Source organism: Streptomyces sp. E2N166 (genome assembly GCF_003671715.1).
Lineage (GTDB): Bacteria > Actinomycetota > Actinomycetes > Streptomycetales > Streptomycetaceae > Streptomyces > Streptomyces thinghirensis.
This window is the reverse complement of record NZ_RAIF01000031.1, coordinates 350,618-361,924: the sequence shown is the minus strand read 5'-3', so window position 1 is coordinate 361,924 and position 11,307 is coordinate 350,618. Positions and strand designations below refer to the sequence as shown.

10 protein-coding genes are annotated in these 11,307 nt (G+C 71.9%); 9 read left to right on the top strand and 1 reads right to left on the bottom strand.

From position 1 onward, the window contains the following. Positions 1 to 859, bottom strand: an 859-nt coding sequence (locus EBH09_RS23660; RefSeq protein ID WP_193776487.1) for a hypothetical protein, incomplete at its 3' end; no start/stop codon positions are given. Positions 860 to 1,255: 396 nt separating this feature from the next. On the opposite strand from EBH09_RS23660, the gene EBH09_RS23655 reads away from it, so the two are divergent. From EBH09_RS23655 to EBH09_RS23615, 9 genes are all read left to right on the top strand, one after another. After that, positions 1,256 to 2,740 carry an FAD-dependent monooxygenase gene (locus tag EBH09_RS23655; RefSeq protein ID WP_121748949.1) on the top strand — a complete coding sequence of 495 codons (1,485 nt, stop codon included), beginning with the start codon at positions 1,256 to 1,258 and terminating at the stop codon, positions 2,738 to 2,740. 262 nt (positions 2,741 to 3,002) lie between these two features. After that, the gene (locus tag EBH09_RS23650) at positions 3,003 to 3,662 is read left to right on the top strand and encodes a TetR/AcrR family transcriptional regulator C-terminal domain-containing protein (protein ID WP_193776486.1); all 660 of its coding nucleotides are present in this window, start codon (positions 3,003 to 3,005) and stop codon (positions 3,660 to 3,662) included. A gap of 44 nt (positions 3,663 to 3,706) precedes the next feature. Next, positions 3,707 to 4,036 carry a TcmI family type II polyketide cyclase gene (locus tag EBH09_RS23645; protein ID WP_121748948.1) on the top strand — a complete coding sequence of 110 codons (330 nt, stop codon included), beginning with the start codon at positions 3,707 to 3,709 and terminating at the stop codon, positions 4,034 to 4,036. 34 nt (positions 4,037 to 4,070) lie between these two features. After that, the gene (locus EBH09_RS23640) at positions 4,071 to 5,339 is read left to right on the top strand and encodes a beta-ketoacyl-[acyl-carrier-protein] synthase family protein (RefSeq protein ID WP_121748947.1); all 1,269 of its coding nucleotides are present in this window, start codon (positions 4,071 to 4,073) and stop codon (positions 5,337 to 5,339) included. After that, a complete protein-coding gene (locus tag EBH09_RS23635) occupies positions 5,336 to 6,562 on the top strand; it encodes a ketosynthase chain-length factor (RefSeq protein ID WP_121748946.1) in 1,227 nt (408 codons plus the stop codon). Before EBH09_RS23640 ends, EBH09_RS23635 begins: the two co-directional genes overlap by 4 nt. Before the next feature lie 180 nt (positions 6,563 to 6,742). Beyond that, a complete protein-coding gene (locus EBH09_RS23630) occupies positions 6,743 to 7,012 on the top strand; it encodes an acyl carrier protein (protein WP_121748945.1) in 270 nt (89 codons plus the stop codon). Positions 7,013 to 7,105: 93 nt separating this feature from the next. Then, positions 7,106 to 7,891, top strand: coding sequence for a 3-oxoacyl-ACP reductase FabG (gene fabG / locus EBH09_RS23625; protein WP_121748944.1), 786 nt, complete (start codon positions 7,106 to 7,108; stop codon positions 7,889 to 7,891). A gap of 34 nt (positions 7,892 to 7,925) precedes the next feature. Continuing rightward, positions 7,926 to 8,858 carry an aromatase/cyclase gene (locus EBH09_RS23620; protein WP_121748943.1) on the top strand — a complete coding sequence of 311 codons (933 nt, stop codon included), beginning with the start codon at positions 7,926 to 7,928 and terminating at the stop codon, positions 8,856 to 8,858. Between the two features lie 2 nt (positions 8,859 to 8,860). Continuing rightward, positions 8,861 to 11,248 carry an SDR family oxidoreductase gene (locus EBH09_RS23615; RefSeq protein WP_121748942.1) on the top strand — a complete coding sequence of 796 codons (2,388 nt, stop codon included), beginning with the start codon at positions 8,861 to 8,863 and terminating at the stop codon, positions 11,246 to 11,248. Positions 11,249 to 11,307 lie beyond the last annotated feature (59 nt).

Genomic DNA, 11,307 nt, shown 5'->3' with positions numbered 1-11,307 from the left:
CGTGGTAGTACGTGCGGCCCCCGCGGGAGCGGCGGCGCCACTGCTGCTCGCTGGCGTGGCGGTAGACGCTGCCGGTGGCGATGCCCCACAGCTGCGCGACGTCGCCCGCGGTGACCCAGCGCACGCTCTCCGCCGCGGACGGCGTGGCGGCCACGGGGACGGTCGTGGACCGACGGCCCTGAGCGAGCCGGCGGCTCAGCTGGAGCCACTCGTGGCCAAGCCAGCGGTGGGACTGATCGGTGTCGCAGGTGATCTCCGCGGGCAGTTGCGGCCGGCTCGGCCGCACGGTGGCCGTCAGCCCACCACGGCAGTCCGGCTCGACACAGGTTCCGATCGTCACCCGGCGCAGCGGCTCCGGGTCGATGACCCGGCGTGCCCTGCGCACCAGCCGCGCCACCTCCTCCGAGACGTCCCCCGCGGCATCGTGCGCCATGAGCCAGTCGGCGTGCCGGACGAGGAAGTCGGCGAGTTCTCCCACCATGACCGACGACCGGTGCGCCGTCCCCCGCGGGAGGCGGATGCGCCGGCCGTCGACGACCACGGCCGCCCACGACCGCAGGACGCCGACGACGGCCGCGCGCGCCTCGGCCGCGGCGGTGTTGAACGGCATCCCGGGCAGTGGTCCGCCGGTCGTCCTCTCGCGGGGCTGATCGGACCCGCCGAGGAGCAGCCCGCACTCCTCGTACAGGCCGGGCAGTTTCCTCAGCTCCGCGACGAAGCGGTGGCCGCACGAGGAACACAGACGCGTTCCCCGCTCGGCGAGGCGGCGGGACCGGCCGCCCGTCGCCTCCTGACGGCGGCAACCCGTGCCCTCGCACGCCGTCAGCACCGTGACTGTTCGAATCGTTCCCTGACTCATCAGTTCCCCCATCTCATCGAACTGCCAGCCAAGCTATTTCGGTCAATGAGTCAGGGACAAGGCGAGGGCCTCCTATTTGTGAGTCCTGTGTAGTCGATTTCGGCTACGGCTGGCCAATCTGTGCCGTACCTGCCGATGCGAGACCGTTTTATCTTTCTCTGTAGGTGCCCTGACGGAACGTGACAGAGATCTGAATCTTCGCGGGTTGACTCCCGAACCGGAAACGAAGAAGCTTCTCCATAGCCTCCGCTGAACTGTGACGAATTCCGGTCCGGCGGTTACGCCACTCCCTTTCGACCACTTCTCCGGTCGTCCTCGGCTTCGGCCTTCACCTGTTTCGCAGCCTTCTTCCGGCTGCCTTGTCGCGCAATTTCGACCACACCCAAGGAGACGTACATGGACGCTGCGGTCATCATCGCGGGCGCCGGTCCGGCCGGGCTCATGCTCGCCGGTGAACTTCGGCTCGCGGGAGTGGAGGTCATCGTCCTGGAGCGGCTGGCGGAGCGGACCGGGGAGTCCCGCGGGCTGGGCTTCACCGCGCGCACCATGGAGGTCTTCGACCAGCGTGGTCTGCTGCCCCGGTTCGGGGAGATCGAGACCAGCAACCAGGGGCACTTCGGCGGCCTGCCGGTGGACTTCGGCGTGCTGGAGGGCGCGTGGCAGGCGGCCAAGACCGTCCCCCAGTCCGTCACCGAGACGAAGCTGGAGGAGTGGGCCACCGACCTGGGCGCCGACATCCGCCGCAGCCATGAGCTGCTGTCCCTGACGGACCACGGCGACAGCGTCGAGGTCGAGGTGCGCGGTCCCCAGGGCGTCCACACTCTGCAGGCCGCCTACCTGGTGGGCTGTGACGGCGGGCGGAGCACCATCCGCAAGGCCGCCGGTTTCGACTTCCCCGGGACCGCCTCCACGCTGGAGATGTTCCTCGCCGACGTGAAGGGGCTGGACCTCGAACCCCGCATGATCGGGGAGACGCTGCCCGGCGGCATGGTCATGGTCGGCCCGCTGCCCGGCGGCATCACCCGCCTCATCGTCTGCGAGCGCGGCACCCCGCCGCAGCGGCGCACCGAGCCGCCCACGTTCGAGGAGGTGGCAGCCGCCTGGCAGCGCCTCACCGGCACGGACATCTCACACGGCGAACCGGTGTGGGTCAGTGCCTTCGGCGACGCCACCCGGCAGGTCACCGAGTACCGGCGCGGCCGCGTCATCCTGGCGGGCGACTCCGCGCACATCCACCTGCCGGCCGGCGGGCAGGGCATGAACACCAGCATCCAGGACGCGGTGAACCTCGGCTGGAAGCTGGCCGCCGCCGTCAACGGCTGGGCGTCCGCCGACCTGCTGGACACGTACCACGGCGAGCGCCACCCGGTCGGCAAGCGCCTGCTGATGAACACCCGCGCCCAGGGACTGCTCTTCCTCAGCGGCCCCGAGGTGCAGCCGCTGCGCGACGTGCTCGGTGAACTCATCGCCTACCGGGACGTGAGCCGGCACCTGGCGGGCATGGTCAGCGGCCTGGAGATCACGTACGACGTCGGCACGGGCCGCCACCCTCTGCTGGGCAAGCGCATGCCGCACCTCGAACTGGTCGGTGAGACCCGCAAGACCAGCAGCACCGAGCTGCTGCACGCCGGCCGGGGCGTCCTGCTCGACCTGGAGGACAACCCCACCCTGCGTGAGCGGGCGGCGGCGTGGGCCGGACGCGTGGACATCGTGACCGCCGCCCCGCACGGGGTCGCCGAGGACGGCCCGCTGCACGGCACCTCCGCGGTCCTGGTCCGCCCCGACGGCTACGTCGCCTGGGCCGCGCCCGGCAGCCACCACGACCTGTCGATGGCCCTGGAGCGCTGGTTCGGCGCCCCGTCCACCCACCGCACGGTGTGACGGCGCCCGGCGCGGGTCCGTTCACGGCACACCAAGCGCGAGACACACGCCGCACGGCGCAGGGCGCACCAGCCGCGAGGCGCACGACCGACCACCGCGTCACCACGCCGGGCGCACGACCGACCGCACCCGGCACACAGCCGACCGCGCCGGGCCTACGACCGACCGCCCCGTGCGGCGCCCGCCGGGTTCCCCCGTCGCGGCGCCCCCGCGGTGCGGAAGCAAGGCCCGAGGGGGCCACTCGACCGACCAGGAGCCACGTATGACCACACACGTCGTCCTGCCCAACGTGCCCCGGCCCGGCCCGGCCGAGGAGAGTCGGGCCATCGAGCGCGCCGCGCTGCGGGTGTTCGCCCGCGAAGGGTGCACCCGGGCGCGGCTGGACACCGTCGCCGCGGAGGCCGGTGTCGCCGAGAGCACCCTGCTGGAGCACTACCCGGACCGGGAGCGGCTGCTCCTGTCGGTCGTCCTGAACAGCGCCGCGTCCGTCGCCGCCGCGCTGGCGGACATCGCGGAACGCCGGCTGAGCACCCGTACCGACCTGGAGGCCGACCTCATCGCCTTCGGCCGGGCCTGGCAGCGGCCGCTCACCGAGTTTCCCGAGCACTTCGCCCTGGTACGGCAGCTCAACGCGGAGATCGCCCGGCTGCCCGCCAACGTGCTGGAGGTGTGGCGCAGCGCCGGGCCGCAGCGCGCCGAGCAGGCGCTGGCCCGGGGCCTGGCGAAGGTCGCCGAGCGGGGGCTCCTCGACATCGAGGACCCCTGCCGCGCGGCCGGTCACTTCGTCCTGCTCGTGGCGACCCCGGTCGCCCAGCGGTCGTTCCACGGCGCGCTCCCGCTCACCGACGAGGAGACCGACGAACTGGTCACCCAGGGCGTGCGCGACTTCCTGCGCCTGTACCGGTCCACCGCGGCCGGCTGATTCCGTCCGGCCGCTCCCATCCGCCCTCCGGAAGAGAGAAACGCATGCACAGCACCCTGATCGTGGCCCGTATGGACGCCGAGTCGAGCGTCGACGTGGCCAAGCTCTTCGGCGAGTTCGACGCGACCGAGATGCCGCACCGCATGGGCACCCGTCGCCGCCAGTTGTTCGCCTACCGCGGCCTGTACTTCCACTTGCAGGACTTCGACTCGGACAACGGCGGACAGCTCATCGAGGAGGCCAAGTCCGACCCGCGCTTCGTCGGGATCAGCGAGGACCTCAAGCCCTTCATCCAGGCCTACGACCCGGCGACCTGGCGGTCCCCGGCCGACGCGATGGCCACCCGCTTCTACAACTGGACGGCGTCCTCGTGAAGCCGTCGACCGACATCATGGGAGGCACCCTCTAGTGGAGCGCCGGGTAGTAATCACGGGAATCGGCGTGCTGGCACCGGGCGGTGTCGGCACCAAGAACTTCTGGAGCCTGCTGAGCGAGGGCCGCACGGCCACCCGGGGAATCACCTTCTTCGATCCCTCCTCGTTCCGTTCCCAGGTCGCGGCCGAGGCCGACTTCGACCCCGAACTGCACGGCCTGGGACCGCAGGAGATCCGGCGGATGGACCGCGCCGCGCAGTTCGGTGTCGTCACCGCGCGCGAGGCGCTGGCCGACAGCGGGCTGGACCTGGCGGGCTTCGACCCGCACCGCACCGGAGTGACCATCGGCAGCGCGGTCGGCGCGACCATGGGGCTCGACGACGAGTACCGCGTGGTCAGTGACGGCGGCCGGCTCGACCTGGTCGACTACGCCTACGCCCCGAGGCACTTGTACAACCACTTCGTGCCCAGCTCGTTCTCGGCCGAGGTCGCGTGGGCGGTCGGCGCGGAGGGCCCCAACACGGTGGTCTCCACCGGCTGCACGTCCGGGCTCGACTCGGTGGGCCACGCCGTGGAGCTGATCCGCGAGGGCAGCACCGACGTGATGATCGCCGGAGCCACGGACACGCCGATCTCCCCGATCACGATGGCCTGCTTCGACGCGATCAAGGCGACGACGCCGCGCAACGACGACCCCGAGCACGCCTCGCGGCCGTTCGACGGCACCCGCAACGGGTTCGTGCTCGGCGAGGGCTCCGCGGTCTTCGTACTGGAGGAGCTGTCCGCCGCCCGGCGGCGCGGTGCCCACATCTACGCCGAGATCGCCGGCTACGCCTCGCGCTGCAACGCGTTCCACATGACCGGCCTGCGCCCGGACGGCCGGGAGATGGCCGAGGCGATCCGGGTGGCGCTGGACGAGGCGCGGATGAACCCCGAGGACATCGACTACATCAACGCGCACGGCTCGGGCACCAAGCAGAACGACCGGCACGAGACCGCCGCGTTCAAGCTGAGCCTCGGCGAACACGCCTACCGCACCCCGGTCAGCTCCATCAAGTCCATGGTGGGGCACTCGCTGGGCGCGATCGGCTCGATCGAGATCGCCGCGTCCGTGCTGGCGATGGAGAACAACGTGGTGCCGCCCACCGCGAACCTGCACACCCCCGACCCCGAGTGCGACCTCGACTACGTGCCGCTCACCGCCCGTGAGCACACCACCGAAGCGGTGCTGACGGTCGGCAGCGGATTCGGCGGGTTCCAGAGCGCGATGGTGCTGGCCCGTCCCGAAAGGAGCGCCGCATGAGCGCGCGTACCCCCCGGACCGTCGTCACCGGCATCGGTGTCGCCACCCCCAACGGGCTCGGCGTGGACGACTTCTGGGCCGCCACCCGTATCGGCAAGAACGCCATCGGCCGGATCACCCGCTTCGATCCGAGTCAGTACCCGGCCACGCTGGCGGGCGAGATCCAGGGGTTCGTCGCCGAGGACCACCTGCCGAACCGGCTGATCCCGCAGACCGACCGGATGACCCGGCTGGCCCTGGTGGCCGCCGACTGCGCCTTCGAGGACGCCGGCGTCAGGCCCGGCGACATCCCCGAGTTCGACATGGGCGTGGTCACCGCCAGCACCTCCGGCGGCTTCGAGTTCGGCCAGAACGAGCTGAAGAAGCTGTGGAGCCAGGGCAGCCAGTACGTCAGCGCGTACCAGTCCTTCGCCTGGTTCTACGCGGTCAACAGCGGCCAGATCTCCATACGCAACGGGATGCGCGGACCGAGCGGCGTGGTCGTCAGCGACCAGGCCGGCGGTCTGGACGCCGTCGCGCAGGCCCGGCGGCAGATCCGCAAGGGCAGCAAGCTGATCTTCTCGGGCGGCTTCGACGCCTCCATCTGCCCGTGGGGCTGGGTGGCACAGCTCGCCAACGGCCGCCTCAGCACCCGTACCGAGCCGGAGCGGGCCTACCTGCCCTTCGACGCCGACGCCTGCGGTTACGTGCCCGGCGAGGGCGGGGCGCTGCTCATCCTGGAGGACGCCGAGGCCGCCCGCCGGCGCGGGGCACGCAACGTCTACGGCGAGATCTCCGGGTACGGCGCGACGTTCGACCCGAAGCCCGGCTCGGGCCGGGAGCCCGGTCTGCGGCGGGCGATCGAACTGGCCCTGGCCGACGCGGACGTCGCGCCCGGCCAGATCGACGTGGTGTTCGCCGACGCCGCCGGCACCCCCGGTCTGGACCGCGAGGAGGCCGAGGCCGTCACCGCCGTCTTCGGCGCCGGCCGGGTCCCGGTCACCGCGCCGAAGACGATGATCGGGCGGCTCTACTCCGGCGCCGCGCCGGTGGACGTGGTCGCCGCGGTGCTGTCCATGCGCGAGGGCCTGATCCCGCCGACCACGAACGTGACCCTGTCGCCCGAGTACGACATCGACCTGGTCACCGGCCAGCCGCGTACCGCGTCGGTACGCACCGCGCTCGTCCTCGCCCGGGGCTACGGCGGCTTCAACTCCGCCGTCGTCGTCGGGGCCGTCGACTAGGGCCTGTCCGGCGGACCACGCCGCAGACGCGGGAGCCGGCACGCCCATCCGCGGCGTTGTCGTCGGTTGGCAACTCCCCCACCCTCGACGGCGCTCGCGCGGGGCCCCATCGCGTTGCCGCCACCGGCCGCCACGGCCGCACACACCGCTGCACCCACCACACCCATGAAGGGGAACCACATGTCCGACAAGGAATTCACCCTCGAAGTTCTCCGGCGCATCCTGCTGGAGGGCGCCGGAGCGGACGAGGGCGTCGACCTCGACGGCGACATCCTCGACACCGACTTCGAGGAGCTGGGCTACGAGTCGCTGGCCCTGCTGGAGACCGCCGGCCGGATCGAGCGCGAGTACGGCATCGCCCTGGACGACGACGTCTTCACCGACAACCCCACCCCGCGCGGCCTGATAGCCGCCGTCAACGCGCAGATGCGGGAGTCCCTCGCGGCTTGATCCGGCCGCGGCACCCACCCCCCACACCCTGCGGCCGCCGTGCCGGGCACGGCGGCCGCCGCCCGTACCGCCCACCCTCTTTGGAGAGAACAGATGTCGCAGCAGGACCAGCGCGTCGCCCTCGTCACCGGTGCCACCAGCGGAATCGGCCTCGCCGTCGCGCGTCTCCTGGCGAGCCAGGGACACCGGGTCTTCATCGGCGCGCGCAACGCGGAGAACGTGGTGTCCACCGTCAAGCAACTGCGTGAGGAGGGCCTGGAGGTCGACGGCGCCACCCTGGACGTGCGCTCCGCCGAGAACGCGCGCGACTTCGTTCAGGCCGCCGTGGACCGTTACGGCGCCGTCGACGTCCTGGTGAACAACGCCGGCCGCAGCGGCGGCGGCGTCACCGCCGACATCGACGACGAGCTGTGGCACGACGTCGTCGACACCAACCTCAACAGCGTGTTCCGCATGACGAAGGAGGTGCTGAACACCGGCGGCATGCGCCACAGGAGCCGCGGCCGGATCATCAACATCGCCTCCACCGCCGGCAAACAGGGCGTCGTCCTCGGTGCCCCGTACTCGGCCTCCAAGCACGGCGTGGTCGGCTTCACCAAGGCCCTCGGCAACGAGCTGGCGCCCACCGGCATCACCGTCAACGCGGTGTGCCCGGGCTACGTGGAGACCCCCATGGCCCAGCGGGTCCGCCAGGGCTACGCGGCCGCCTACGACGCCTCCGAGGAAGCGATCCTCGAGAAGTTCCAGGCCAAGATCCCGCTCGGCCGCTACTCCACGCCGGAGGAGGTGGCCGGACTCGTCGGCTACCTGGCCTCCGACACCGCCGCATCCATCACCTCGCAGGCGCTCAACGTCTGCGGCGGCCTCGGCAACTTCTGAACCGGACCGACGCGACCCGAAGGACTCGAACCCCATGACCAAAGAGGTCGAGCACGAGATCACCGTCCACGCCCCCGCGGGCGAGGTCTACCGCCTGATCGCCGAGGTGGAGAACTGGCCGCGGATCTTCCCGCCCACGGTGTACGTCGACCACGTCGAGCGGGGCGCCGGCGAGGAGCGCATCCGCATCTGGGCCACCGCCAACGGTGAGGTCAAGAACTGGACCTCGCGCCGCACCCTCGACCCCGAGGCGCTGCGCATCACCTTCCGCCAGGAGGTCTCCGCGCCGCCGGTCGCCTCCATGGGCGGCACCTGGATCATCGAGCCGCTCTCCGCCGACGAGTCGCGGATCCGGCTGCTGCACGACTACCGGGCGATCGACGACGACCCCGAGGGCCTGAAGTGGATCGACGAGGCCGTCGACCGCAACTCCCGCTCGGAGCTGGCCGCGCTCAAGTCCAACGTCGAACTGGCCCGTGCCAGCGAGGAGGTGACCTTCTCCTTCGAGGACACGATCCAGGTGAACGGCTCCGCCAAGGACGTCTACGACTTCATCAACGAGGCGGACCGCTGGGAGGAGCGCCTGCCGCACGTGGCCACCGTGCGGCTGGACGAGGTCTCCCCCGGGCTCCAGATCCTGGAGATGGACACCCGCGCCAAGGACGGCTCCACGCACACCACCAAGTCGTACCGGGTCTGCTTCCCCCACCACAGGATCGCGTACAAGCAGGTCACCCTGCCCGCGCTGATGACCCTGCACACGGGCTACTGGACCTTCACGGAGAACGAGGACGGCGTCGCCGCCTCCTCGCAGCACACCGTCGTGCTCAACACCGCGAACATCACCCGGATCCTGGGCCCCGAGGCCGGCGTCGCCGAGGCCAGGGAATACGTGCGCAACGCCCTGAGCACCAACAGCCGGGCCACCCTCGGTCACGCCAAGCGCCACGCCGAGCAGCAGCGCTGACCATGGCACGCGACTACAGGGAAACCCAGGTGGTCGTGGTCGGTGCCGGGCCGGTCGGGCTGATGCTCGCCGGCGAGCTGCGGCTGGGCGGCGCGGACGTGGTCGTCGTGGAGCGGCTGTCCGCCCCCACCACCGAGTCGCGGGCGTCCACCCTGCACGCCCGCACCATGGAGATCCTCGACAGCCGCGGCCTGCTCGACGAGCTGGGCCCGGTGCCGAACGACGTCATGGGGCACTTCGGCGGCGTCCCCCTCGACCTCACCCTCCCCGGCCCGTACCCGGGCCAGTGGAAGGTCCCGCAGGTCCGCACAGAGGAACTGCTCGCGGACTGGGCCACCGGCCTGGGCGCGGTCGTCCTGCGGGGCCACGAGCTCCGTGGGCTGACCGTGACCCCGGACCACGCCGAGGCGGAGGTGCACGGCCCGGACGGACCGGTGCGGCTGCGCGCCAAGTGCGTGGTCGGCTGCGACGGCGAGCACAGCACCGTCCGCCGCCTCGGCGGCTTCGACTTCCCCGGCACCGACGCGACCCGGGAGCTGATCCGGGCCGACGTGGCCGGCATCGACATCCCGAACCGGCGCTTCCAGCGGCTGGAGCGCGGCCTGGCCATCGCCGCACGCCGTCCCGACGGAGTGACGCGCGTGATGCTGCACGAGTACGGGCGGACCGCCCGGCCGCGCGCGGCGGGTCCCGGGCCCGCGGCCGAACCGACGTTCGCGGAACTCGCCGAGTCCTGGCGGCGCGTCACCGGCGAGGACATCGGCGACGGCACCCCGCTCTGGGTCAACGCCTTCGGCGACGTCTCACGGCAGGCCGCGCACTACCGCGACCACCGGCTGTTCCTGGCGGGCGACGCCGCCCACGCCCAGATGCCGATCGGCGGCCAGGCCCTCAACCTGGGGCTGCAGGACGCCGTCAACCTCGGCTGGAAACTGGCGGCCCAGGTCGGCGAGCGCGGCCCGGAAGGCCTGCTCGACAGCTACCACACCGAACGGCACGCGGTCGGTGGGCGGACCCTGGGCAACATCGCGGCCCAGGCCCTGCTGCTGCTCGGCGGCGCGGAGGTCGAATCGGCCCGGGACGTCCTCGCGGAGCTGCTTCCGCACGAGGACGTACGCGTCCACCTCGCCGGCATGGTCTCGGGCCTGGACGTCCGCTACGACGTGGGACCGGGCAGCCACCCGCTGCTCGGTGCCCGTCTCCCCCACACGGAGCTGGCCGGCGACCGCGGACGGACCAGCACCCCGGCGCTGCTGCGTTCCGGCCGCGGCCTGCTGCTCGCACTGTCCGGCGACGAGTCCCGGCGCGCGGGGCTGCGCGCCACGGCCGCCCCCTGGGCGGCCCTGGTGGACACGGTGTCCGCCGATGTCCCGGTCCCGGCCGGCCGGGGCCCGTTGGGAGACACCGAGGCCGTCCTCGTACGCCCGGACGGGCACGTCGCGTGGACCGGATCCGACGGCGAGACGGATCTCGCGACCGCCCTGCACCGATGGTTCGGGGCCCCGTCGATCACCCCCGCGGCAGCCGGCTCGGCGTCCGTCACGGCTCGTACCACGGCCGCCGCACCGGCGGGGACCGGCACGGTCCCGGCCACGTCCCACACGTCAACGAAGCGGAGAGAACACGACATGGGCAGGCTCACCGGAAAGACAGCGCTCGTCACAGGATCGAGCCGGGGCATCGGCCGGGCGACCGCCGTGCGCCTCGCGCGGGAGGGCGCACTCGTCGCCGTCCACTACTCCTCGAACGAGGACGCCGCCGACGAGGTCGTCGCCACCATCGAGAAGGACGGCGGCCGGGCCTTCGCGGTCGGCGCGGAACTGGGTGTCGCCGGCGACGTCCACGAGCTGTTCCTGGGCCTGGAGCAGGGCCTCAAGGAGCGCACCGGGACGACCGACCTCGACATCCTGGTCAACAACGCCGGTGTGATGGGCGGAGTGGCCCCCGAGGACACCACGCCCGAGCAGTTCGACCGCCTGGTCGCGGTCAACGCCAAGGCACCGTTCTTCATCATCCAGCGCGCCCTGAAGATCATGCCGAACGGCGGGCGCGTCATCAACATCTCCTCCGGCCTCACCCGCTTCGCGAACCCGCAGGAGATCGCGTACGCGATGACCAAGGGCGCCGTGGAGATGCTCGCCCTGCACTACGCCAAGGCGCTGGGCCCGCGGGGCATCACGGTCAACAGCGTGGCCCCGGGCATCACCCGCAACGGCAACCCGGCCTTCGACATCCCGGAGGTCGTGGAGCAGATGGCGGCTCTGTCCACGTTCAACCGCGTCGGCGAACCCCAGGACGTCGGCGACGTGGTGGCGTTCCTCGCCACCGACGACGCCCGCTGGATCACCGGCGCCTTCATCGACGCCAGCGGCGGCACGCTGCTCGGCTGACAGACGTCGGCGCGCTCTCACTCCCCCGTCGCGCGCCGGCCCGGCCGGCCGCGAGCCCC

Bases quoted from the DNA above. Each gene is read 5' to 3' on its own strand.
- EBH09_RS23655 (WP_121748949.1), top strand. From the start codon at position 1,256: ATGGACGCTGCGGTCATCATCGCGGGCGCCGGTCCGGCCGGGCTCATG.
- fabG (WP_121748944.1), top strand. From the start codon at position 7,106: ATGTCGCAGCAGGACCAGCGCGTCGCCCTCGTCACCGGTGCCACCAGC.
- EBH09_RS23645 (WP_121748948.1), top strand. From the start codon at position 3,707: ATGCACAGCACCCTGATCGTGGCCCGTATGGACGCCGAGTCGAGCGTC.
- EBH09_RS23615 (WP_121748942.1), top strand. From the start codon at position 8,861: ATGGCACGCGACTACAGGGAAACCCAGGTGGTCGTGGTCGGTGCCGGG.
- EBH09_RS23635 (WP_121748946.1), top strand. From the start codon at position 5,336: ATGAGCGCGCGTACCCCCCGGACCGTCGTCACCGGCATCGGTGTCGCC.
- EBH09_RS23620 (WP_121748943.1), top strand. From the start codon at position 7,926: ATGACCAAAGAGGTCGAGCACGAGATCACCGTCCACGCCCCCGCGGGC.
- EBH09_RS23650 (WP_193776486.1), top strand. From the start codon at position 3,003: ATGACCACACACGTCGTCCTGCCCAACGTGCCCCGGCCCGGCCCGGCC.
- EBH09_RS23630 (WP_121748945.1), top strand. From the start codon at position 6,743: ATGTCCGACAAGGAATTCACCCTCGAAGTTCTCCGGCGCATCCTGCTG.